Here is a 23623-nt window from a genome sequence, read left to right on the forward strand (position 1 = left end):
GCCTCCAATTTTCTCGTTCCGGACGCGCCGGATGACGCCGCCGTCGACAGAGGTGGACGTGCGGCGCGTCGAGGTGATCGCGCCTAATTTCAAGCGCCGCCTGTCGGGTGTGACCTCGACGCTGGAGCGTGTCGTACCGGAACAGGCCCGCTCAGTCGCCATCGCCGCACTCGGCCCGGGACTGTCGGCATCCCTGCCGAAGCTTCGATGTCATCAGCTTGCGGGATTATGGCGCGCTCCGGCCGACCGGCCGTTCCGGATCTGGCACGCCCGACGCAACATCGAAATGCTCGCCGGCATTCTCCTGCGCGACTTGTTGCGCATGCCGCTCCGGCTGGTCTTCACCTCGGCGTCGCAGCGCAGGCATACCGGCTGGACCCGCTTTCTGATCGGCCGGATGGATGCGGTGATCGCAACCTCCTCCGCGACCGCGTCTTATCTCGAGCGGCCATCGACGGTGATCCGCCACGGCATCGATCTCACGCAGTTCAAGCCACCGCCGGATCGGACTGAAACTCGCCGGATGCTCGGCCTTCCCGACCTGCGGCTCGTCGGCTGCTTTGGCCGCATCCGGGCGCAAAAAGGCACCGACGTCTTCGTCGAGGCGATGCTCGCTCTGCTCCCTGCCCGCCCGGATGCCGGCGCGGTCGTGCTCGGCCGCGCGACCGGACCGCATGCGTCGTTTCTCGACGCATTGAAGACCCGCGTGGCTGATGCCGGACTGAGCGACCGGCTGCTGTTCGCCGACGAAGTACCGCCAGAGCAAACACCGCGCTGGTATCAGGCGCTCGACGTCTATGTAGCGCCGCAGCGCTGGGAAGGCTTCGGCGTCACGCCGCTCGAAGCGATGGCGACCGGCATGCCCGTGGTGGCGACGACCGTCGGAGCGTTCCCGGAACTCCTCGTCGATGGAGAGAGCGGTTTCCTGGTGCCGCCCGGCGACGTCCCGGCGATGACGAGCGCTATCGCAACGCTGCTCGACGATATGGACCGTTCCGCTGCGATGTCGCGGCAGGCACGGACACATGTCGCCGCGTTCAGCCTCGCCGGCGAGGCTGAGGCCATCAACGCCGTTTATCGCGGGCTCTGGGAGCGGAACAGCTCGATATAGGCGTCCGTGATCGCATCGAGCGAGAAGCGGGCCGCGAGCGTTTGCGTGCCGCCCGCGACGAGCGATGCGCGCAAAGCCGGATCGGCCTCCAGTCTGGCGAGAGCTTGGGCGAGCCCGTCGGCATCCTCGACGTCGAACATCAGACCGTCCTCGCCGTCCGTCATCATCCAGCGCGGGCCTTCGGCACGCGAGGAGACGACCGGCCGACCGATCGACCATGCTTCCAGGATGACATTGCCCAGGGGTTCATGCAGTGACGGCACGACGAACGCATCGGCCGCCGCGACGAAGGGTGAGGTATCGGCCTGCCAGCCGGCGAAACGGACACGATCGGCGATGCCGAGCGCGACGGCCTGCTGCTCCAGCGCCTGCCGCTCCTCGCCGTCACCAACGATCCAGACCCAGGCCCGCGGCAGCCGGGCCGCCGCATCGAGCAGCGTGTGAAACCCCTTCCGGCGGACGAAGCGCCCGGCGCCGACAATAAGGAACGCGTCGTCCGGCGTTTGAAGTGTCGAACGTGCGACCGGCGCCGCAGCATGCGCTCGGGTAAAATTGGAAATCACCTCGACCGGCTTTTGCCAACCGAGCTCGCGCACCCGCTGGGCTATGTCCGGCGTGTTGCAGACGATCGTGTCGGTGTTGGTGAAATATTCGAGGCGCAGCGGAAAATCGCCGAGCCGCGAGATCTTGATGCAACCCTGGTAGGACGGAAGGAAGCGGCTCGCGCGCGGCGCCCAGGCCATGATCGCATCAGGCTGGAAATTGCCGATCTTCCGCTTCAGCTTGGCCGCGAGCCAGAACCGGTAGAGCGAAATCCGGTTGAACGTACCCTCATTGATATGGGCCGCGTTCTCGATGTCCTTCTTCCAGACGCGGTTCGGGCGGATGAACGCCCACTGCTCGACGCCCTTGCTCGCCAGACCGTTGACCAGATTGACGAAAAACCGCTCGGACCCGCCGTCCTTGCCGAAATGGATATGGATGACCTTCAAAACTAGATCCCGTCTAGCGGAGGCTCCTTGGATGGATGCGCGATCAGCGCATGCCGCTGCCAGATCTTGGCCTCCGTCATGAACGAATAAACCGCCCCCGTCATCGCCTGGATAAAGCCGGCCCACCCGCAAAGGAAGAGCCATCGGCCGAAATAGAGACGAAGGAAATAATAGGGCGGGTTGAACACCAGCTTCGCCCAGCGAGGCTTTTCGCCCTGATCGAACAGTTGGTCCGCCTTGAGGGTCGAATAGGCGTTCTCCTTCAGGATCTGCTCATCCAGGGGCAAGGGACGGAAGTGAAGAAGGCTGCCGGGTCGCGCACTCTTCACGCGGCCCTCCACCGAAATGCCTTCATGCACCCGTTTGGACAGATCGTAGGCGCCGGCACCGCGGCGAACGAGACGGAGATTGGGCCGCTCGAAGACATAGGTTGGCGTATAGCCGAACCCGACGAGAAAGGGCCGACGGCGGATACGCCAGGCAACGGCTTCATCTTCGGCCAGCAAACGGGGCAGATGTTCTCTCAATTGCAGATCCAACCGCTCGTCGGCGTCGATGTTCAGGCACCAAGGCTGCGTGCACTGCTCCAGCGCGAACTGCTTCTGCGCGGCATAGCCCGGCCAGCCGCGCTGGAACACCTTGATCGGAAATCCCTCTTCGCGCAGCCGCTCCAGTAGGTCGAGCGTGCCGTCCGTCGACCCCGAATCCACGACGATAATTTCGGCGCACAGATCGAGGCTGCGGATGCAGGGCTCGATGTAGTGCGCTTCGTTCTTGCAGATGATGAAAGCCGAGAGAGGGAGTCGTGTCGGCGTGGCCATGCGCCCCCGGTTCAGTAAAGAGAGAAAGAATGGATCTTTCGGGCGCACTCCATGGCAAAACATACGATTTGACGCAACCAAGTTTCATCGCAGGCGAGCGCAGCGAATTTAGAGACTTTATCGAAGGCTGGCTGAATTGCGTTGACAGGCTCTCGGCCTCCCAGTCGATGCGCCGCGGCCTCTATGAAGCGGTTCAACTTCGATCAAGCCATTCTGTATTTGCTGGGCGAAGGACCAATTGGTACCAGTCGATCGACCATGATCGGCCTTGCTGCAGTATCTGAGAGTGAATGATGGTTCGCCGGACGGAGAGCGCGTATCCATTTCCTGGTGGCCGCCCTCGCGTGCCGACCATTCATCGAATCCGGGCTGCATTCAGGGCATTCGGGGATTTGTTTCCCGGGATGCGATATAAAAAGATCAGAATCCAGCAGGTCGGGAAAGCGTTTCGCGCACTGAATGAGGACGACGTTGCGCTGATTACGTTGACCCACAACGACAAGCGCCTGCTCCAGCCGTTTCTGACTCACTATCGCCAACTCGGCGTCACTCGGTTTCTCATCGTTGACGATCGATCGACTGACGGAACGAAAGAATTCCTCTCGCAGGAACCTGATGTCGATCTCTATGAATCGAATTGCCGATACAGCGATGCCTATCGTGGTCGCGCCTGGCGCCAGATCCTGGTCAATCGATACGGCCGAGGTCGCTGGTACTTGAATGTCGATTCCGACGAATTTCTCGTATTCGCAGCCGCGCCGAGCTTGCCTCAGCTAATATCGTGGCTCGAAAAACGGGGTATAAGGCATATGCCGGCTCCCATGCTGGACATGTATCCTCCGGGATATGTCGAAGCGGCCGATTATGCCTTCCCGCGCGATGGTATGCCTTGGACTATCGCCAGCCTGGTAGATGAGGACGGATATGACCTGAGGGCGGGCGCTCGCGCCTGGAGCTTGAAGGGCGGGGTTCGGCAACGCTTTTTCCAAAGCAAAGCCGAACTAATGAAATATCCTCTAATGCATTGGGATTCTCTCACCAGACTGGACAAGAGCATACATTTCCCAAACCCCTACTGGAGAAACTTCTCCGCTCCGGCAGGAGCACTTCTGCATTTCAAATTCTTCTCAGGCTTCTCGGATGATTTTGCCGAAGTCGTCCGCAACGGCCAACATTTTGGCGGCGGACAGATATACCAGGATATACTTGAGAAAATTCAACAACCCGCTCAGATAGTACTGGAAACGGCAACATCGATTACCTATACGGGCGCGAGGAAACTCGCTCGGATGGGTTTCTTCTCGGTGGAATAAGCGTGTGGCCATTCTTGGCACGAACGGCTCCGGTGACCGCATTTTATGCTAAGCGAGCCCGATGACCGGCATCCTGACCAATCTCCGCGCCCTGACGCTTCGAGCTCTACGGGCGAGGACCGCGACGATCGACGGCGTTCTCGTCAGCACCGACCCGAATGACCCTCTTCTGAGGCCTATCCGGGCAAAAATCTTCAAGGGAGTGTATGAGGCGCCCGAACGTGCGCTGCTGAAAATGTTGCTCACCCCCGAAGACCGCGTCCTGGACATAGGCGCGTGCACCGGCCTCATCGCATCGCTTTCAGCAATGACGGTCGGTAGTGAAAACGTCGTAGCCTACGAAGCCAATCCGAGGCTTCAGAAACTCATACTGTGCAATTTCGCACTCAACGGAGTCTCCCCGCATTTGCACATGAAAGCCATCACGGCCGATGGCAGGGCCGTCACCCTTCACATTACCGGCAACCTATTTTCATCGAGCCTCATTGACCGCCAACACCAGACCGATACCGAGAGCATACCGAGCGAGCCAATCGCCGCCGTCCTCGAAAAAGAGAGGCCAACGCTCGTATCCATGGATGTCGAAGGAGCGGAGGAGGAATTAATTGGTGCCACCGAATTCCCCGGTGTACGGAAAATACTGATCGAAACTCATCCACATATTGTTGATCCGGAGCAGCCGGCGCGAGTGGTTCGTAGACTTGCTGCGCTCGGCTTCCAGCAACTCCGAACGGAGGGAGATTCTCTTGCACTGATCAGATCTTGATCGGCGCAGCAGAAGCAAAATCCAAGTTAGGGATTCCGTGTGACAAAGACAAAGCTGATCGTCGCCTTTCCAATTTACAACGGCGCGAAGACCATGGAACAGAGTCTCCAATGCATCGCAGATCAGACTATCGAGATTTCCGGGCGATAATTGTCGAGAATAAGTCGACTGATGACACGCTACTCATTGCTCGAAAATTCTGCGAAAAAGACTCCCGTTTTGAACTGATCGAAAACGAGTTTCATCGAGACGCCATCGCAAATTTTCCCACACGATCGAACTGGCGAGCGCTCGTGGCGAATATTTCTGCCTGCGTGCCTGCGACGATCTCTCCACCCCTGGCTTTCTCAAGTCCCTCCTTGCGGCGCTCGAAGCCGATCCAAGCAAAATGCTGGCCGTCGGCTCGGTCGACCGTTATGAGCCGGACGGTATCAAACACCTGACCCCGAAATCCGATATCTTCGACTTCGGGAGCAAGCTCGCCGCGGGTGACCTTCCACGAGGTCTGATCTTTCCCTCGGAATGGTTCTACGGCGTGGTCCGCTCCGCCGGCGGCGCGGAGATCATGTTGCGTCGCTGGCCCGAACTCGGTCGCGCCTAGTGTGCGGCGTCATATACGATAGCGGAATTCGTCGTCCGGGATTTGGTCACCTACGTCCCCGAAGAAAAGTATCTCTTCTTCCGGGGTTCAGACTCGGAAAATTTATACAAGGCCAAAGCTTGGAAAGAACGCCTTTCCCAACGCTGGCTCTATACGATGGGGTGTTTCCGAGTTCGCGATTTCCTCCCGCCTCTTTCGGTGCGCACCCGTTATAAGCTGTTCCGGATGTTTTGGCGTGATGCTCGTCGTAAGACCGGCTATCGCCTGCTAGGCAAACTCTGACCCCATCCAGCGATCCTCGCCGGCGTCACCGCCGGCGGAGAAAACCATCTGGTGCGACCGTCACTTGCAGCTTCCTCTGAAGCTCAAGGTCCAACTCAAATTCATCGTGTTTTGCCAGAAACTTATGGACGGCCGTTTTGGGGTTGTTTCCAACGTCCCAAGGTCGAGATAGGAAAAAACCCTTCGGCATGTCCTCGACAAAGGTGTCGAAGACAACACAGTAACTGCCGCTCGAAACGAGGCCCGCGTAGGCTTCCAGTTCCGCAAGAACATGATCTTGCGTGTGCATGCTGTCGAGAAACACCATGATCCTGTTGTATTTTTGAGCAATCTCACGCACGGACGATACTATTTGGGGGTCGATGGAAGAACCCAGGATGAGGTTGAACCTATTTGCCAACGGATGGGCTTCGAGGGCCGCACGATTGTGCGATCGGATGTCGATATCGACCCCGATGACCATTCGCTTCGGAGCTTGTGGATCCAGAAGCTCACCCGTCTCGGCCGCATCACACAGATCGAGAAGCGCCAGAAGCGAGGCGCTCAGGATCAGCGATCCGCCGTGAGCGATTCCGGTCTCTATGATCAAATCAGGTCGGACTGACCAAATGAGTTCCTGAACAGCGATGATGTCGCTCGGATATTGAATGATCGGTCGGCCCAGCCATTCAAAATTGTATACGTACTGCCGCGCCATCGACTCTCGGAGCCAGTCTTGCGACAGCCTATTGAACGACTCGTCGGAACCATAGGAGGCAATGCGAGCACTCTTTTCATGTTTGAACTGAGAGACCGGATCCATAACTCTACTCTCTCGCCGCCTGACGGCTCGCGTCTATTATGAGGGGGATATAATCGAGGATAGACTGAGCCTCGAACGGAAATTCGCCTTTGAGACGTGAAACCGAAATGTCCGGGAAATCCATTCCCGGGGCGCTTTTGGCCTGCACGATGTCGCACCCCGTAAGTTGCTGCAGCCTCTCCAATATTTCGGCATGACGAATGCTCTTTCCCGAAGCCACGTTGTAGACCCGATGTTCCCCGTTGTCGGCGATGAGCGTGAGCAGGGAAACGACATCCTCGATCGCAATATAGTCTTTGGAGGATTCCGGACTCGATTGCAGCTCTATCCGCCCACGTACGGCTTCACGAATTACAGCCATCAGAAAATTGCTCGACTCAAGATCGAGGCCGACGACGTTTGATAGTCGCGCTATTCGCACTCTCGGATTTGCCTGAGCCAGGCACAGGGCCTCCCCGGCGACCTTCGAGATATTGTAAAGGTCATCGGGAGCGTTTGGCCTCACACGAATCTCTTCGTCTTCAGATGCGGACCGAAGTCCTGCGTAGATACGTGTCGAAGACAGGTACAGAAGGCTGTCGAAGGCTCCTACTGACAGTATTCTGGCGAGGTAGGAAACATGCGCATCGATCGTCTCGAATGGCCGCCACCTAAAATCGGCGGTTAGGCCGGCACAATAGAAAACCTGTCCCAGCGGTCGGCTCAGGACTTCTTCGCTACCCTTCTTTGGCACGAAGACGTCTCGCCCCAGACTTTTCAAATGACGTACCAGATGGCTTCCGATGAAGCCGGTGCCCCCGATTACCGTCGAGATCATGTCCGCTCGCCGATTTTGACCAGCGGATTCCCGGCATAAATGCCGTAAGGGTCCAGCCTACCTCTTACGACAGAGCTCGCGCCGATTACGCAGCCTTGGCCCACGGCCGATCCGTCCAGGAAAACGCAATTTGCGCCGATCCACACATCGTTTCCTATCTTGATGCCTCCCTTGCTGGGTCGGAATCCTTGGCTGCGGATGGGGATGCTCCGGCTGGAAAATTCATGATTTGTTGGCGCGAAGGCGCAGTTCGCGGCGATAGCGACCTGATCTCCGATCTCAAGACCGTTTCCGGTGTAAAGAACGCAGCCCGAATTGATCACGGAGTCGCTGCCGACCACCAAATCGCCCCGCCCTCCGGCGGGTTTGATTTTCACGAATGAATCGATCACCGAATTGGCGCCGACGACAATCCGGCTTCCGCGGACGGAATCCTCGATATCCGCAAGCGATGATATTCGAGCAGTGGGATGAATCTCGATCACGCGGCCGGCCACTCCAGATCCGCGTCCCTGATCACTCTGATCTCTTTCGGCCATCCAATCCCGAACGCCGGGTCATCATAGCGGTAACCCCGGGCCTGCCCCGGTTCGTAGGCGCGGCCCATCTGATAGAGGAGATCGGTGTCGTCCTCCAGTGTCAGGAAGCCGTGGGCGCAGCCTTCGGGGATGAAAATCGCATTCATCGACCGGCTGTCGAGGACCACCGACGTCCATTGCCTGAATGTCGGGCTGTCCGGGCGCAGGTCGACCGCGACGTCGAAAGCCTTCCCGCGGACCGCGCGCACGAGCTTCGCCTCTGCGAAGGGCGGATCCTGGAAATGAAGGCCGCGCAGCGTTCCTCCCGTGGGGTTCGTGGACAGGTTGATCTGAACCGAGGTGAAGTCGATCCCCGCCCTGGCGAATTCGTCGGGGCAGTAAAGCCGGGCAAAGGCCCCGCGGGGATCCACATGCGGCTCGGCATGGACCTCGAATACGCCAGCGATGTCGGTCGCAGCGAACCTCATGGCGTCAATGGATATCGAGTCGCGGGATCGCGGTCACGAATCGCGTTCCGTCAGCTGCCAAATAGGCGAGTTGGGCTTCGATCTCCGACGCGAGGTTCCATGGCAGGATCAGCACATAATCCGGGCCAAGGCCGGCGAGTTCCGTTGGTGTCACGACCGGAATCCGGCTCCCGGGTAGGAACTTCCCCTGCTTCGCAGAAGAGGCATCGGCAACCGCCACGATGTCGCTCGCCGTGATGCCGCAGAAATTCAGGAAGGTGTTGCCCTTGGCGGCCGCGCCATAGGCGGCGATCGTACGTCCCTCGGATTTGGCATCGGCGAGAAATCCGAGAAATGCGTCCCTGATCTTCTGCACCCTTGGCTCGAAGCCCCGGTAGCCGGCCATTTCGTGCATGCCGAGCGCCCGTTCCCGGGCGCGGAACGCTTCGACGGCCGGCGTCTCCTTCCAGGAGCTGCCATCCTGGCAGACATAGAGCCGCAGCGACCCGCCCTGGGTCGGTAGCGTCTCGAGATCGAAGACCCGAAGTCCGCACCGCCGGAACACCGATTCCGCTGCTACGAGCGAGAGGTAGGAATAATGCTCATGATAGACAGTGTCGAACTTTCCGCTCTCGATCATCTCCATGAGATGGGGGAACTCGAACGTCGCCACGCCGTCGGGCGCGAGAAGCTCCGCGAAACCTCGCACGAAGCCGACGATATCCGGCACGTGAGCAAGCACGTTGTTCGCGGCCATCAGGTCGGCTGGGCCATAACGCTTCCTCAGATCGGCGGCGACTTCGGCCGAGAAGAACGCGCTTTCCGTCGGGATGTCGCGCTCACGGGCCACCGCTGCCGTATTCGCCGTGGGTTCCACGCCGAGAACAGGGATGCCGGCAGCCTTGAAGTGCTGGAGCAGATATCCGTCGTTGGAGGCGACCTCCACCACGCGTGAGCCGGGGGTGAGCCCGAAGCGATCGATCATCACCTCGGCATAGCGCCGTGCATGCTCGACCCAGCTCTTGGAGGTGGACGAGAAGTAGACATAGTCCGAGGTGAAGATCGCGTCGGCCGGAATGTCGTGATCCGCCTGAACCAGAAAACACTCTTCGCAGACCCGGACGGTGAGCGGATAGCGGCGTTCGTCCTCATCCGCATGCACGAGGAATGCATTCGCGAGGGGCTGCTCGCCGAGATCGAGGAAGACGTCCCGCAGCTCCGAGCCGCAGGACTTGCAACAGAATCTGCGATCAGTTGAGCTGGGCATAGTGATCGATCTGATCCAGGGTCACTCGAATGGCGGGTTCGCCATCGCCAACACGGCGATACCAGTCGGCGGACCAGGCGGCGGCCTGCTTCGCGTCGAGCTTCGGACGCCAATCCAGCAGCGATCTCGCGCGCGCCGCGTCAAGAGCGAGATGCCGCGTTTCCACGACGTCCGGTCGGGGCTCGACCATGATCTGCGTCTGCCGGTTCAGTCCGTCCAGGAAGGTTCGCGCCATGGTCTCCACGCTGACGGCCTCGTCGTCCGGACCGAAATTGAGGCTCCTGGGGCCGTCCGGGTCTTTCGCAAGTCTCTCCACATACAGCAGATAGCCTGTCAGGCAGTCCAAGACGTGTTGCCAGGGCCTGACCGCGTGCGGGTTGCGTAGAACGAGCGGCGTTCCAGCCCGCGCCGATCGCCACGCGTCGGGCAATATGCGGTCCACTGAATAGTCGCCCCCGCCAACGACGTTTCCGCCGCGTGCCGTCGCGACGACGGTCCCGGTCTTGTCGAAAAAGCTTTTCGCGTAACTCGCAACCGCGATCTCCGTCATTGCCTTCGATGCGGAGTACGGATCACGCCCGCCGAGCGTCGCGCTTTCGTCGCGAGGCGCTCCGGTACCATCGTCGGCGTATACCTTGTCGGAGGTCACGACAAGGACGACGCCGAGGCCGTCCAGATCACGAAGCGCGTCGAGAAGATGAACCGTGCCGAGGACGTTCGACGCGAAGGTCTCGACCGGCGCCTGGTAGGATCTCAGGACGAGCGGCTGGGCCGCCATGTGCAGGACCAGATCCGGCTGAACGCGGTGCACCAGACCGCGGACAGATCCGGCATCCCGCAGATCGACGACATGGTGATCAACCACGGCGTCGAGCCCGGCCTGATCGAAGAGACTGGGTTCGGTGTCCGGAGCCAAAGCGAGGCCCGTCAGGTCGGCGCCCAAGCGAGACAGCATCGCGGCCGCCCAGCCGCCCTTGAAGCCGGTATGGCCGGTCAGGAGAACCCTTTTTCCTTGCCAGAAGCGCATCGTCAGACTTTCCAAGGCGCCTGCCCGGCGGACCACAGAGCTTCGAGGTGGTTCTTGTCGCGAAGCGTATCCATCGGCTGCCAAAAGCCGTTGTGGGGATAAGCCGAAAGCTGCCGATCCCGGGCAAGGGAGTTCAGGACGTCACCTTCGAACGAGGTCTGATCGCCTTCTATGCGGTCCAGCACGGAGGTCTCCAGAACGAAAAAGCCCCCATTGATGCGGGCATTGTCGCCGGGCGGCTTCTCTATGAACGTCATCACCTCGTCGCCGGCGAGGTCGAGCGCTCCGTAGCGGCCCGGAGGAATGACCCCGGCCAACGTCGCCTGACGACCATTTCGCTTATGGAAAGCCAATTCCTCGGTGAGATCGATGTCCGCAACACCGTCGCCGTAGGTCATGAAGAACGGCTCGCCCGAGACGAGGTGATGCCGGATGCGCTTCAAGCGCCCACCCGTCAGCGTCGCCTCGCCGGTATCAACGATCGTTACCCGCCACGGTTCGGCAAAGCTCTGATGGAACTCGACGCTGTTGGTCGTCAGGTCGACGGTTATGTCGGATCGATGAGCAAAGTAGTTCAGGAAGAACTCCTTGATCATGTACCCCTTGTATCCCGCGCAGATGATGAAGTCATTGTATCCGCAATGAGAATACCGCTTCATGATGTGCCAAAGGATGGGACGCCCTCCGATTTCGATCAGCGGCTTCGGGCGCAGATGCGATTCCTCGGAAATCCTGGTTCCGAGTCCACCTGCAAGTATGACGACTTTCATCTACGACCCTATGACGTGGGGCCGCTCGGATAGCATGTAACAGGCCGACAGGGTAAGGCTTGTGCACAAAGCTCGGCGCGATGGTGGGCGTTGGCTTGAAAGCGCTCCCGCTACCTCCTTACATTAGCGCGAACTCAGGAGCGCGATTGCGTTCCGCTGCTTTTGAAAGCTTCTCATGCCCTCCCCCGAACATCATAGCCTCATCATCCTCGGCTCCGGCCCCGCCGGCTACACCGCTGCGGTCTATGCGGCGCGTGCCATGTTGAAGCCTGTCATCATCGCGGGCATCCAGCCGGGTGGGCAGCTCACCATCACGACGGATGTCGAGAACTATCCCGGCTTCGCCGAGGCCGTTCAGGGGCCCTGGCTGATGGACCAGATGCGCGAGCAGGCGGAGCGGTTCGGCACGATCATGGAGAATGACCACATCTCCTCGGTCGACCTGTCGAAGCGTCCGTTCACGCTCAAGGGCGAGTCCGGCAAGATCTGGACCTGCGACGCGCTGATCATCGCGACAGGCGCGCAGGCGCGCTGGCTCGGGCTCGAGAGCGAGGAGCGGCTGAAGGGCTTCGGCGTTTCCGCCTGCGCCACCTGCGACGGCTTCTTCTTCCGCGGCAAGGAGGTCGTGGTCGTCGGCGGCGGCAACACGGCCGTCGAGGAGGCCCTCTTCCTCACGAATTTCGCCTCGAAGGTCTACGTCGTGCACCGGCGCGACCACTTCCGCGCCGAGCGTATCCTGCAGGATCGCCTGTTCGCCAATCCCAAGGTCGAAGTGATCTGGGATTCGGTGATCGACGAGGTACTGGGTTCCGGCACGCCTCCCGGCGTCTCGGGCGTGCGCCTCAAGAACATCAAGAGCGGGGTCGAGACCCAGCTGATGGTCGAGGGCGTGTTCGTCGCGATCGGCCATGCCCCGGCGACCGAATTGTTCAAGGGACAGCTCGAACTCGACGAGGCCGGTTATCTCAAGGTTCAGCCTGGAACGCCTTTCACCAATGTGGAGGGTGTATTCGCGGCGGGCGATGTGTCAGATCATATCTACCGGCAGGCGGTCACGGCTGCCGGAATGGGCTGCATGGCCGCTCTAGACGCCGAGCGCTATTTGCATGGCCTGAATGCTCTCCAATTGGCGGCGGAATAGACCGGTCACATTATGTCGCTCGATTGGGACAAGCTGCGCATCTTCCACGCGGCCGCCGAAGCAAAGAGCTTTACCCATGGTGGCGACAAACTGGGCCTCTCCCAGTCCGCCGTCAGCCGCCAGGTTTCGGCGCTTGAGCACGAGCTCAAGGTCCCGCTGTTCCATCGCCATGCGCGCGGCCTGCTTCTGACCGAACAGGGCGAACTCCTGTTCCGCACAACGCAGGAACTGTTCGCCAAGCTCGAATCGACCAAGCTCCTGCTCACCGACAGCCGCGAGCGACCGCATGGCGTGCTCAAGGTGACGACGTCGGTCGGTCTCGGCGGCGGCTGGCTGGCGCCACTGATCTCGGAATTTCTCGATCTTTATCCCGAAATCTGCGTCACGCTGATGCTGACCGACGACGAGCTCGACTTGGCCATGCGCGAGGCCGATATCGGCATTCGCCTGCGCCAGCCGACCCAGTCCGAGCTGATCCAGCGCAAGCTGTTCCCGGTGCATTACTGGGTTTATGCCTCGCCGGACTACATCGCTCGCTTCGGCAGCCCGCGCGACGTCCAGGACCTGGACAATCATCGCATCGTCGGCTTCGCCGGCCTCGTGCCGAGCTTCCTGCAGCCGCTGAACTGGCTTGCCATGGTCGGCCGCGACGACCGTGAGCCGCGGCAGCCGAACATGTCGGTCAACAACATGCTCGGCCTGAAACGGGCCGTCGAAGGCGGCGTCGGCATCGGCATCCTGCCGCAATACCTCATCGAGCCGGATTCGAACCTCGTCCGGCTGCTGCCGAACGCGGAATCGCCGACGCTCGAAGCCTATCTCGCCTATCCGGAAGAGCTCCGCAGCGTCCGCCGCATCCAGGTCTTCCGCGACTTCCTGCTGTCGAAGGTTCAGGCGTTGAGCTGAGCGTTCCCCTCTCCCGAGCGAAGTCGGGTGTGCCCGACTTCGCCACTTTACATCTGAACTCGGGAACACCCGAGTTCAGGGGGAGAGGTCGACTCGCGCAGCGAGCGGGTGAGGGCATGATAACAGCAATGAGCATCGTGCTGCCCTCACCCCGGAGCGCTGCCGCGCTCTCGACCCTCTCCCGCTTCGCAGGAGAGGGGAACTCACTCCGCCGCGTGCCTGCTTGCGATCACCTGATCGGCAGATCGTCCCACAAGCTCCGCCATATGGTCGAAGCCGGCGGTGAAACTGCCCACGCCCGCGCTGGCCGATCTGATCTCGATGATCAGATCGCCGATTTCCGCCTCCGGCAAAATCGCCTGCACGACGTCCCAACCCGGCCAGCCGCCGCGCGCATCGAAGCCGAGGATCTGGCCGCGCCGGGCGGAAAGGATCGCGTTGATCTTCGCCGTGGCGTCGTTCGGCACATAGACCTCGACCTTGAACATCGGCTCCAGCAGAGCCGGCGAGCATTGCGGCAGGCCCTCGCTGATGGCGATGCGGCCGGCGGCCTGGAACGCGGCGTCGGACGAATCGACCGTGTGGAACGAGCCGTCGACGAGACGCACCAGCACGTCCGTCACGGGGAAGCCGAGCGGCCCCTGTCTCAGCGCGTCGCGGACGCCCTTCTCGACCGACGGGATGAACTGACGCGGCACCACGCCGCCGGTGATCTTGTCCTCGAAGCGAATGCCCTCGCCACGCGGCAGGGCTTCGATCTCGAGAACGACGTCGCCGAACTGCCCATGCCCGCCGCTTTGCTTCTTGTGGCGGCCGCGCAGGCTGGTCTTGCCGCGGATGGTCTCGCGATAGCCGACACGCGGCGCCTTTGACGTCACGGCAACGCCGAAACGCTCGGCAAGCCGCTCGGTCGCGACACGCAGATGCATCTCGCCCTGCCCGTCGAGACGGATTTCGCCTCCCTCGCCGGTCTGGCACAGATGATAGGACGGATCTTCCTCGACGAGCTTGGCAAGGCCGGCCGAGAGCTTCACATCGTCCTTGCGCTCCTTCGTCAGTAAAGTCGCGCTGACAACGGCGTCAGGGCTTTCAACTTCGATTTCGGGAAGCGCCACCGGTCCGGCCGTCACCATCTGGCCGGTCTGGATGCCGTCGAGTCGCGCCAGTGCGACCGTATCGCCGAGCACCGCCGAGCCGACCTTTACCGAGGCTGCGCCGGTCAGGCGCTGGATCGCGGCGATGCGGGCCTTGGCACCGTTCGAGCCCATGACGGTTGCGCCGTCGGGGATCGCGCCGCGCATCATCCGGACGACCGACAGCTTGCCGCCATGCGCGGTGTGGACGGTCTTCAGCACGTATGCCGCGGGATCGCCCTCGCCTGCCATTCCGGCACGGGTCGCCATCGCCGTGATGCAGGGCGCCTCATGACGAAGAGCCTTCAGGAGCCGCAACACGCCGTTGCCGCGCAAAGCCGAGCCGAGCAGAACCGGCACGACGAGCCCCTGTTTCAGTTCGCGCGACAGATCGTCGAATACGCGGTCCTTCGGCGGCTCGAGATCTTCCAGCAGGGTCTCGAGAAGCTCGTCGTCGTGGTCGGCGAGCTTTTCCAGCATGGCGAAGCGCGCCTCGCGCTGGCGGATGCGCTCGCCCTCGGCGATGTCGACGATGTTCGACTCCGCATGCTCGCGGTAGACGAAGGCGCGTTCGAGCGCGAGGTCGATATAGCCGGTAATGATCTCGTTCTCCCAGACCGGAATCTGACGCACAAGGAGCGGCGTGCGTGAGGACGGCTGCAGCATTTCGAGCGCGTCGCGGATGCGCGATTCCGCCTTGTCGATCTTGTTGAGGAAGAGAAAGCGCGGAATGCCCTGATCTTCGAGGAGCCGAAGGATCTGCTGCAGCGCCGGCACTTTCCGCTCGTCGGCCTCGCAGACAACGACGGCCGCGTCGACCGCGGGCAAAGCGCGCCGCATGTCTTCCAGGAATTCCACCGAGCCGGGGCAGTCGACGAAAGTGTAGGCGTCACCGAAGAAGTCGACCGTGGCGACATTCATCTCAGTGCTCATGCGATGGGCGCGGGCCTCGGCGCTGGTGTCGCCAATGGTCGTGCCGTCCTCGACATTGCCCGCACGCGGAATCGCACCGGAATAGGCGAGAATGGCTTCAAGCAAGCTTGTCTTGCCGCTCTGGAACGGGCCCACGAGTGCAATGCATCGCGGACCCGCAACTGGTCTTACGTCTTGGCCCATGGTGGTAGCTCCCTACCCGGGCGTCAGAGACGTGACCGCTTTACGACGGGCTCCCCACCCCACGCTCAGGCCCGAGGCGCGCGGCCAAGCGCCCGGTCCATCGATGGGACACCCGCACGGATACGGACGCAAGACGCAAAAAAGGGCACTCCTGAGGAGCGCCCTTTCTTTGTGCAGGCGATTTAGTCGATTCAGCGCAGCGAGGCGCGGAACCCCTGCCCCGCGTCAGCGAAGGCTGGCGCAGAACCGCTGGATACGCTGGCAGGCCTCTTCGAGCGCCTTTGTCGAAGTCGCATAAGAAATGCGGAAGTTCGGGCCAAGGCCGAAGGCCGAGCCATGCACCACCGCGACGCCTTCGGTCTCCAGAAGCTCGGAAACGAAATCCTCGTCGGTCTCGATCACCTTGCCCGACGGCGCGGTCTTGCCGATCGTGCCGGCGCAGGACGGATAGACGTAGAACGCGCCTTCCGGCACCGGGCACTGAATGCCCTTGGCCTGGTTCAGCATCGACACGACGAGATCGCGGCGCTGCTCGAAGATCTTGCGGCGCTCCTCGATGAAGTCCTGCGGACCATTGAGCGCTTCCACCGCCGCCCATTGGGCGATCGAGCAAGCGCCGGAAGTCTGCTGACCCTGCACCATGTCCATCGCCTTGATGAGGTTCAGCGGGCCGGCCGCGTAGCCGATACGCCAGCCGGTCATCGCATAGGCCTTGGAGACGCCGTTCATCGTCAGCGTGCGATCGTAGAGCTTGGGCTCGATCTCGACCGGCGTGACGAACTTGAAGTCGCCATAGGTCAGGTGCTCGTACATGTCGTCGGTCAGAACCCAGACATGGTCGTGCTTCACCAGGACGTCGGTGATCGCCTTCAACTCGTCATAGCTGTAGGCCGCGCCGGACGGGTTCGACGGCGAGTTGAAGATCAGCCACTTGGTCTTCGGCGTGATCGCGGCTTCGAGGTCCTTCGCCTGGAGCTTGAAGCTGTTCTCCTGCGTCGTGTCGACGATGACCGGAGTGCCGCCGTTCAGAGCGACCATTTCCGGATAGGACACCCAGAACGGCGCCGGGATGATGACCTCGTCGCCAGGGTTCATCGTCGCGACGAAGGCGTTGTAGAGGATCTGCTTGCCGCCAGTGCCGACGATGACCTGCGCCGCCGTGTAGTCGAGATTGTTCTCGCGCTTGAACTTCTTGACGATGGCCTCGCGCAGCTGCGGGATACCGGGCACGGGCGTGTATTTGGTCTCGCCGCGATTGATTGCGTCGATGGCGGCCTTCTTGATGTTGTCCGGCGTATCGAAATCGGGTTCGCCGGCGCCGAGCGAGATCACGCTGCGGCCGGCTGCCGTAAGCTCGCGGGCTTTCTGCGTCACAGCGAGCGTGGCGGACGGCTTAACGCGCTTGAGGCTCTCGGCCAGGAAGGCCATGTCACATCTCCGAAACATTGAAGGGATTGGAAGGCGGCGCGGAACCTAGTGCGCCGAAGCCGAGCGCGCAAGCCGCAAAATGAAACAGTTTTGCAACAGCCTTTCGACAAACCTGACGGCACGCGCTTGACGACGCTCACGCATATAACGCAAGAGACGCGGATGTTGACTCTTTACTCCATGCAGCTCTCGGCAAATAGCTACAAGGTGCGGCTTTTGCTGTCCTGGCTCGGCCGGCGTTTCGAGCTCGTCGAAGTGGACGTCCTGTCCGGCGGCCACCGCACGCCGGAATTCCTGGCCGCCAATCCGACCGGCCAGGTGCCGATGCTGGTGCTGACCGATGGCCGCCATCTGCCGGAATCGGGTGCCATCCTGCACTATCTGGCCGAAGGCACCCCTCTCCTCCCGGCCGAGCGTTTCGCCCGCGCCGAGGTGCTGCGCTGGATGTTCTTCGAACAGCACTCGCACGACCCGTTCATCGGCCAGGCGCGCTGGTGGCTGTCGCTGGTGCGCGGCGGGCGGGAATTGAAGCGTAACCTGCTGGAAGAATGGGAAGACCGCGGCTACCAGGCGCTGCGGGTGATGGATACCCAGCTCTCCTCACACCCCTATTTCGCTGGCGACGCGCGGAGCATCGCGGACATCGCACTCTATGCGAACACGCATCTGGCGCACGAGGGCGACTTCGATCTGGCCCCCTTCCCGGCCGTCCGGGCCTGGCTCGCGCGCCTCGAAGCAGAGTCCGGGCACGTGCCGATCACCTGGACTCCGCAGAAGGTCGCAGCAGCTCAGCCGGCCTGACAAACTTCGTACACCTTATGGTTCAGGGTGACGGCGCGCCGCTGAATGCATACATTGTTGCCGATCATGACCTATATCGACGCTTCCCTCGCCACGAACCGCAAGAACGGCCAGATCAGGCTGCACGGCCCCGAAGATTTCGCGGGCATGCACAAGGCCGGCCGGATGGCTGCCGAAGCGCTCGATCTTCTCGTCGGCAAGGTGAAGCCCGGCGTCACGACCGCCGAGCTAGACACGATGGTGTTCGAGTTCGCCCGTGACAACGGGGCGATCCCGGCAACCTTGATGTATCGCGGCTATACCAAGTCGACCTGCATCTCGATCAACCACGTCGTCTGCCATGGCATTCCGAACGACAAGCCCCTGCGCGATGGCGACATCCTGAACGTCGACGTAACCGTTATCGTCGACGGCTGGCATGGCGATTCGAGCCGCATGTACGCGGCCGGTGACATTCCGCGCCGGGCCGAGCGGCTGATCGAAGTGACGCATGAATCCCTGATGCGCGGCATCGCCGCCATCAAGCCCGGCGGCACGACCGGCGATATCGGCGCGGCCATCCAGGCCTTCGCCGAAGGCGAGGAGCGGATGAGCGTGGTGCGCGATTTTTGCGGCCACGGCCTCGGCCGCCTGTTCCACGACGAGCCGAACATCCTGCATTACGGCCGCCCAGGTGAAGGCGTCGCGCTGAAGCCGGGCATGTTCTTTACCGTCGAGCCGATGATCAATCTCGGCCGCCCGCATGTGAAGGTTCTGGCCGACGGCTGGACCGCCGTGACCCGCGATCGCTCGCTCTCGGCGCAGTTCGAGCATTCCATTGGTGTGACGGAAACAGGCGTCGAGATCTTCACCCTGTCGCCCGCCGGCTACGACAACCCGCTTCTCGCCCGCGCATGAGCACTGAGGAGCCGCGATCCGGATTCGAGGACGCGGCCCCGCATTATCTCGGTCATCGCGATCGACTGCGCAGCCGCTTCCGCGAGGGCGGCGCCGATGCCCTGCCGGACTATGAACTGCTGGAATTGATCCTGTTTCGCGCCATTCCGCGGCAGGATGTAAAGGGGCTGGCCAAGACGCTCATCCGCCGGTTCGGCTCCTTCGCCGAGGTCGTCGCCGCCCCGCCGGTCCTGCTCATGGAAACGAAGGGCATCAAGGAAGCCGCGGTCACCGAGATAAAATTGGTCGAGGCCGCCGCCCGCCGTTTCGCCAAGGGTGAGATCGCCCAGAAGCCGGTGCTCGGCTCATGGGCCAAGGTTGTTGATTACTGCCGTACCGCGATGGCGTTCGCCGACCGCGAACAATTCCGCATCCTCTTCCTCGACAACAGGAATGCACTGATTGCCGACGAGGTGCAGCAGACCGGAACGGTCGACCATACGCCGGTCTATCCGCGCGAGGTCGTGCGGCGAGCGCTGGAATTGTCCGCGACCGCGATTATCCTCGTCCACAACCACCCCTCAGGCGATCCCGAACCCAGCCGCGCGGACATCCTGATGACGCAGAAGATCGTCGAGGCCGCGAAACCCCTCGGGATCAACGTGCACGACCACCTGATCATCGGCCGCGCAGGCCATGCCAGCCTCAAGGGGCTCGGGCTCATCTGATCTCGACGTTTCGTCTCTTCCGCATGCGGAAGAGACGAAATTTGCATTCAACTTGCCCAGAACGGCGTCGCCTTCTTGAAGGCGCGCCACCGTCGACGCAGACGTTTAGTTGCATCGATCTGACAGCGGCCCTGCCATCCGATGACCACGCCGATGGCCCGATGAACATCGGGATGCGCGGTGCTTCCCTCGATGTCGCGGAGAAGCGTGCGCGTCGTCGTCACATCGTTGTCCGTGCCCAAGGCGTCCTGCAATCTCGACAGGCGTTTGAGATATTTCCTGGCCAGCGCCTGTTCCGCGTAGAGGGGCAGAAAGAATTCCACCGCGTAGCGCAGCTTCTTCAGGGTCAGTCTAAGTGCGTGGCGATGCTCGGGCTGCAAGTGCCGAAAATGACGCCCCTGCTTGATCGCCTTCCGCTGAAGTCGGGCCAGACAGCGGCTGGCGAAAACCGACGCCTGCTCGGCCAGGATCGCCGGCGTTTCGCTGGCGACGTCGTCACGCCAGTTCCGGCGCTCGATCAGCCGGCCGAGTGACAATAGAAAGCGATTGGTTTGCGGTTTCTCGAGTTCTTCCTGCAACCCTGCATGGCTTCGTCCACGAAACGGTTCGGCCACGCTGCGCAGCCTGCCGGAATCCACATCCGGCAGATCGGCTTCGTCGATCTCGGCAATCGTCTCGGTGACGAACACATCCCAGTTGCGAGCCGAACCCAATGTCCGGGCCAGCGACCGTGCGTCAGCCGCAAGCGCCCGAAGAGAGGTCGCCGGTAGCTCGCGTCGCAAGATGGCGATGGCCGTCCGCAGCCGCCGCAGCGCCACACGCGCTTGGTGGACGCCGTTGGGACTTTGCCCGCTCCGCGCCGCGGCCAGGTTCGCCATCAGATGGTGCTGGCAGTTCGCAAACAGCTTGGCCGCCGCCTCGTCGACGGTGTCCTCGGTGCTGATGCCGGCGGGCCCGGCTTTGAGCGTTGCGGGAGGCATGTCGAAGGCGAGCGCATATCCGCGCTCGGCCTTGCTGTGCACCGACAGGCGCAGCGGCGCGACCTCGAGCAGCGACAGGCCGAGCTCATAGAGCGCACCTGCACCGCCTTCCTTCAGCTCCAGTTCGATCTCGGAGACCGGCTCGCGTCTTTCGCCGGCCTCGATCACCCCCTCGTCAAAGGCGATCTCGATCTTTGCATCGGGCAATTCGAGCGCTTGCGAATGACGGCGAACCCGGGTGGCAAAGATCGGCACGAGATTGTCATCGCCGAATTGGTCGAACGGAGCAGCAATCTCTCTGGGCAGACCGCTCAGGTCCGGCGCCATCGTCGCAACGTGGGTTTCCCATTCGGCGCGCACCATCGGATCGCTGCCGGAGGCACACTTGATGGTTTGGACATATCGTTTGCCGCTACGCCGCACACGCAACGTCAAACCGCCCTGCATGAGCAGGCGATCAGGGGTGTCGTAATAGATCGCTACAAGCCGCCGCACGACGCCCTTGTTTCGGGCGCGCTCGAGCACGGCGGGCGCATTGCAAATCTGGGACAGCACGTCAGGCGACGCCAACAGCCTCAGTTCGATCTCAATGGTGTCCGCGCCCCGGTGCCTCGCTCCGCTTTTGAACGCCGTTTCCACGACTTGCTCCCGCGCATCGGGAGTTTACGACAATTCAGCGACACAGTGACAGAAGCGCTGGAGTCGATCGTCGCACGCTGAAAATATGATCGCGCGCCGAGCGGCGAGGTCAGGGGTAAGAGTCCCGGTGCGACGGGCTCACTGCCTTCAGGCCGCGCTCGAATGGCGCATCGGATTGTGGGTCCGCTTGCGCTCCTCGTCCTGATCGGCATCTGACGCGAGATCCTCCAGGATCGGGCATTCCGGCCGGTCCTCTCCGCTGCAGGTTTCGGCCAGATGCGCGAGAGCCGAACGAATGGAAGCGAGATCGGCGAGCCGGCGGTCGATCTCCGCGACCCGATTCTCGGCAAGCTTCTTTACCTCGGCACTGGAACGGTCGGTTTCGTGATAGAGCGCCAGAAGCGCCCTGCACTCCTCGACCGAGAAGCCGAGATCTCGCGCTCGCTTCAGGAACCGCAGGGTGTGGACATCGGCGTCCCCGAAGGCCCGGTACCCATTGGCGGCGCGGTTCGGCCGCAACAGTCCCTGAGCCTCGTAAAAGCGGATGGCCTTGGGCGTGAGCCCGGCGCGCCGTGCGGCTTCTGCGATGTTCATCGCGCTTCCTCTCGCGTCTCCTGCATCGTCAATGGAACGCTGCTGTGGATCGACCTCGCCGATCAGAGCATCTTCGCGGTTCGTTGACCTTGAGGGAAAACCCGAGGCGCGTCTCTTGGTTCCAACGCGCTGGAGTGTCACATTCTAGTGTTTGGCGGGGCTCGCCGCTTCGAGTTGCAGGAAGAGCGCGGCATGGTCGAGATCGCCACCGCCCATCGTGTCGCGTAGTTCGATATAGCGGCGCAGCGCGTCGCGCGCGAGCGGAAGGTCCAGGCCCACCTCATTCGCCGTGGCAACAATCGTCTCCAGGTCCTTGATCTGGGTGTTCACTTTGCCGCCTGGCGTGAAATCCCGTTCGATCATCCGGCGACCATGGACGTCCAGAATTCGACTCTCCGCAAAACCGCCGCGGATGGCGTCGCGGACCGCCGCCGGGTCGGCGCCACCGCGCTCGGCGAGCAGCAATGCTTCCGCAACCGCGCCGATGGTGATCCCGACGATCGCCTGATTGGCGAGCTTGGCGACCTGCCCAGCTCCCGAGGGTCCGACGCGCAGAGCCCGGCCCATCGGCGCCAACACCAGCAGGACGCGCTCGAAGACATCGACCCTGCCGCCAGCCATGATCGCCAGACTCCCGGCCTCCGCCCCGACCGTGCCGCCCGAGACGGGCGCGTCGAGGTGGTTCTTGCCCATCGCCTCCAGCCGGGCGGCATGGTCTCGGGCGACGGCGGGCGGGATCGAACTCATGTCGACGACCACCGCTCCCGCGGGCATCGCTTCGGCTACGCCCAGACCGAACAGCACGTCGGTCACCACCGCGCCGTTGTCGAGCATGGTAACGACTATCTCTGCCGCTTTCACCGCGTCGGCAGCGGTCGCCGCTACGACGGCACCGAACGGCTCAAGCGCCTTCGCCTTCTCCGGAGAGCGGTTCCAGACGGTGACGGGGAAGCCTGCGCCGAGCAGCCGACGCGCCATCGGCGCGCCCATCAGGCCGGTGCCGAGGAGTGCGATGTTGGGAAAATTCGTCATGCCCGGTTCGCTACAAGCTGGGCCCATTTCGGGCAAGCCTCAGAAGAACAGGAAGCTTGCCCCGGCGTAGAGCACCCATGTCGCAAGAGCCGTGATCCCGAGTGCGACCAATGAGGCGAGATAGCCAAATACGACGATGAGGCCATCGCGCTCGACGAGGCCGAGACCGAACACGCAGGCCGCCGCGCCGGGCGGAATGTTGCCGAGGAAGGGAAACGGCATCAGCAGGACGAAACCGAGGACGAAGACCGCCGCGCCAACCCAGCGCACCGCGATCGGCGTCGTGAACGCATCCAACCGCGGCTTGCTGATTTTCTCGAATTTCTGAATCCACGGCACCGAGCGATCGGCGATCCGCTTCAGCGTCTCCCGGGGAATGGAACGGCTCTGCAACTTCTTCGGCAGCCAGATCGAATTCCATCCGAGCGCAAGCTGGCCGCCGAGCAGCATCAGGACCGCGCCCATGGCGGCCGGCACGCCGGGCGGCATGGGAAAGATGTTCGGAATGGCGAAGATCAGAATACCGACGCCGAAGACACGATTGCGCAAGGCGACGATCAGCTCGCCGATGGTCAGCGAGTCGCCCACGAAACTGTCTGGCAGAGCCGCGATGATTTCCGATGTTCGCGGCGCGCGATGATCCACCCGCAACGTCTCCTGTGTGTACCGCAGCCTATAACAGACAAACATTACGT

The 23623-nt window shown here is 62.0% G+C and carries 24 protein-coding genes; 9 read left to right on the forward strand and 15 right to left on the reverse strand.

Annotated elements, in window-relative coordinates; genetic code table 11:
• The first annotated feature begins 31 nt into the window (after positions 1-31).
• Positions 32-1111, forward strand: coding sequence for a glycosyltransferase family 4 protein (locus ACFPFW_RS14705; RefSeq protein WP_114958241.1), 1080 nt, complete (start codon positions 32-34; stop codon positions 1109-1111).
• Here ACFPFW_RS14705 and ACFPFW_RS14710 read toward each other — a convergent pair.
• Positions 1075-2103, reverse strand: a complete 1029-nt coding sequence (locus tag ACFPFW_RS14710) for a glycosyltransferase (RefSeq protein ID WP_114958242.1) — start codon at positions 2101-2103, stop codon at positions 1075-1077. The two genes, ACFPFW_RS14705 and ACFPFW_RS14710, sit on opposite strands and share 37 nt — an antisense overlap.
• A 2-nt stretch (positions 2104-2105) precedes the next feature.
• Complete coding sequence (locus ACFPFW_RS14715; protein WP_114958243.1) at positions 2106-2924, reverse strand: glycosyltransferase family 2 protein; 819 nt, start codon at positions 2922-2924, stop codon at positions 2106-2108.
• A gap of 290 nt (positions 2925-3214) precedes the next feature.
• Here ACFPFW_RS14715 and ACFPFW_RS14720 point away from each other — a divergent pair, with 290 nt between their 5' ends.
• From ACFPFW_RS14720 to ACFPFW_RS14730, 3 genes are all read left to right on the forward strand, one after another.
• The gene (locus ACFPFW_RS14720; RefSeq protein WP_114958244.1) at positions 3215-4237 is read left to right on the forward strand and encodes a glycosyltransferase family 2 protein; all 1023 of its coding nucleotides are present in this window, start codon (positions 3215-3217) and stop codon (positions 4235-4237) included.
• A 61-nt stretch (positions 4238-4298) separates the two neighbouring features.
• Positions 4299-5003 carry an FkbM family methyltransferase gene (locus tag ACFPFW_RS14725; RefSeq protein ID WP_114958245.1) on the forward strand — a complete coding sequence of 235 codons (705 nt, stop codon included), beginning with the start codon at positions 4299-4301 and terminating at the stop codon, positions 5001-5003.
• 388 nt (positions 5004-5391) lie between these two features.
• Positions 5392-5604 carry a hypothetical protein gene (locus ACFPFW_RS14730; RefSeq protein WP_379771293.1) on the forward strand — a complete coding sequence of 71 codons (213 nt, stop codon included), beginning with the start codon at positions 5392-5394 and terminating at the stop codon, positions 5602-5604.
• Between the two features lie 307 nt (positions 5605-5911).
• Here the strand turns inward: ACFPFW_RS14730 and ACFPFW_RS14735 are convergent, their stop codons facing one another.
• From ACFPFW_RS14735 to rfbF, 7 genes are read right to left on the reverse strand one after another with little or no spacing between them, the layout of a single operon-like run.
• On the reverse strand, positions 5912-6688 hold the full coding sequence (locus tag ACFPFW_RS14735) for a cephalosporin hydroxylase family protein (protein WP_114958246.1): 777 nt from the start codon (positions 6686-6688) through the stop codon (positions 5912-5914).
• A gap of 4 nt (positions 6689-6692) precedes the next feature.
• Positions 6693-7505, reverse strand: coding sequence for an NAD-dependent epimerase/dehydratase family protein (locus ACFPFW_RS14740; protein ID WP_379771295.1), 813 nt, complete (start codon positions 7503-7505; stop codon positions 6693-6695).
• A complete protein-coding gene (locus ACFPFW_RS14745) occupies positions 7502-7990 on the reverse strand; it encodes an acyltransferase (protein WP_114958275.1) in 489 nt (162 codons plus the stop codon). Before ACFPFW_RS14745 ends, ACFPFW_RS14740 begins: the two co-directional genes overlap by 4 nt.
• Positions 7987-8511: a dTDP-4-dehydrorhamnose 3,5-epimerase family protein gene (locus tag ACFPFW_RS14750; protein WP_114958247.1), complete on the reverse strand. Its 525-nt coding sequence runs from the start codon at positions 8509-8511 to the stop codon at positions 7987-7989. Before ACFPFW_RS14750 ends, ACFPFW_RS14745 begins: the two co-directional genes overlap by 4 nt.
• Before the next feature lie 4 nt (positions 8512-8515).
• Complete coding sequence (locus ACFPFW_RS14755) at positions 8516-9757, reverse strand: methyltransferase domain-containing protein (protein ID WP_114958248.1); 1242 nt, start codon at positions 9755-9757, stop codon at positions 8516-8518.
• Positions 9741-10784 (reverse strand): CDP-glucose 4,6-dehydratase, encoded by a 1044-nt coding sequence (gene rfbG / locus ACFPFW_RS14760; RefSeq protein WP_114958249.1) that lies wholly within the window; start codon positions 10782-10784, stop codon positions 9741-9743. The genes ACFPFW_RS14755 and rfbG overlap by 17 nt, the downstream gene beginning before the upstream one ends.
• Positions 10785-10786: 2 nt before the next feature.
• Positions 10787-11554 (reverse strand): glucose-1-phosphate cytidylyltransferase, encoded by a 768-nt coding sequence (rfbF, locus tag ACFPFW_RS14765; RefSeq protein ID WP_114958250.1) that lies wholly within the window; start codon positions 11552-11554, stop codon positions 10787-10789.
• Between the two features lie 175 nt (positions 11555-11729).
• Here rfbF and trxB point away from each other — a divergent pair, with 175 nt between their 5' ends.
• Both trxB and ACFPFW_RS14775 read left to right on the forward strand, forming a co-directional pair.
• Positions 11730-12695, forward strand: coding sequence for a thioredoxin-disulfide reductase (trxB, locus tag ACFPFW_RS14770; protein WP_114958251.1), 966 nt, complete (start codon positions 11730-11732; stop codon positions 12693-12695).
• A 12-nt stretch (positions 12696-12707) separates the two neighbouring features.
• Positions 12708-13601 carry a LysR family transcriptional regulator gene (locus tag ACFPFW_RS14775; protein WP_114958252.1) on the forward strand — a complete coding sequence of 298 codons (894 nt, stop codon included), beginning with the start codon at positions 12708-12710 and terminating at the stop codon, positions 13599-13601.
• A 203-nt stretch (positions 13602-13804) separates the two neighbouring features.
• Here the strand turns inward: ACFPFW_RS14775 and ACFPFW_RS14780 are convergent, their stop codons facing one another.
• Both ACFPFW_RS14780 and ACFPFW_RS14785 read right to left on the reverse strand, forming a co-directional pair.
• Positions 13805-15850 carry an elongation factor G gene (locus ACFPFW_RS14780; protein ID WP_114958253.1) on the reverse strand — a complete coding sequence of 682 codons (2046 nt, stop codon included), beginning with the start codon at positions 15848-15850 and terminating at the stop codon, positions 13805-13807.
• A gap of 225 nt (positions 15851-16075) precedes the next feature.
• Positions 16076-17278, reverse strand: coding sequence for a pyridoxal phosphate-dependent aminotransferase (locus ACFPFW_RS14785; protein ID WP_114958254.1), 1203 nt, complete (start codon positions 17276-17278; stop codon positions 16076-16078).
• 162 nt (positions 17279-17440) lie between these two features.
• Between ACFPFW_RS14785 and ACFPFW_RS14790 the strand changes: the two genes are divergently transcribed.
• From ACFPFW_RS14790 to radC, 3 genes are all read left to right on the forward strand, one after another.
• Entirely contained in the window at positions 17441-18079 is a 639-nt protein-coding gene (locus tag ACFPFW_RS14790) for a glutathione S-transferase family protein (protein WP_114958255.1), read from the forward strand.
• A gap of 66 nt (positions 18080-18145) precedes the next feature.
• A complete protein-coding gene (gene map / locus ACFPFW_RS14795) occupies positions 18146-18976 on the forward strand; it encodes a type I methionyl aminopeptidase (RefSeq protein ID WP_114958276.1) in 831 nt (276 codons plus the stop codon).
• Complete coding sequence (radC, locus tag ACFPFW_RS14800; RefSeq protein WP_114958256.1) at positions 18973-19683, forward strand: RadC family protein; 711 nt, start codon at positions 18973-18975, stop codon at positions 19681-19683. The genes map and radC overlap by 4 nt, the downstream gene beginning before the upstream one ends.
• 47 nt (positions 19684-19730) lie before the next feature.
• Here the strand turns inward: radC and ACFPFW_RS14805 are convergent, their stop codons facing one another.
• From ACFPFW_RS14805 to ACFPFW_RS14820, 4 genes are all read right to left on the reverse strand, one after another.
• Entirely contained in the window at positions 19731-21302 is a 1572-nt protein-coding gene (locus tag ACFPFW_RS14805) for a CYTH and CHAD domain-containing protein (protein ID WP_114958257.1), read from the reverse strand.
• 147 nt (positions 21303-21449) lie between these two features.
• Positions 21450-21896, reverse strand: a complete 447-nt coding sequence (gene cueR / locus ACFPFW_RS14810) for a Cu(I)-responsive transcriptional regulator (protein WP_114958258.1) — start codon at positions 21894-21896, stop codon at positions 21450-21452.
• A 144-nt stretch (positions 21897-22040) separates the two neighbouring features.
• Positions 22041-22928 carry an NAD(P)-dependent oxidoreductase gene (locus ACFPFW_RS14815; RefSeq protein WP_114958259.1) on the reverse strand — a complete coding sequence of 296 codons (888 nt, stop codon included), beginning with the start codon at positions 22926-22928 and terminating at the stop codon, positions 22041-22043.
• Between the two features lie 39 nt (positions 22929-22967).
• Complete coding sequence (locus tag ACFPFW_RS14820) at positions 22968-23573, reverse strand: exopolysaccharide biosynthesis protein (protein WP_114958260.1); 606 nt, start codon at positions 23571-23573, stop codon at positions 22968-22970.
• Between the last annotated feature and the right edge of the window lie 50 nt (positions 23574-23623).

It is taken from the genome of Flaviflagellibacter deserti (assembly GCF_042652085.1).
GTDB classification, from domain to species: domain Bacteria; phylum Pseudomonadota; class Alphaproteobacteria; order Rhizobiales; family Methylopilaceae; genus Flaviflagellibacter; species Flaviflagellibacter deserti.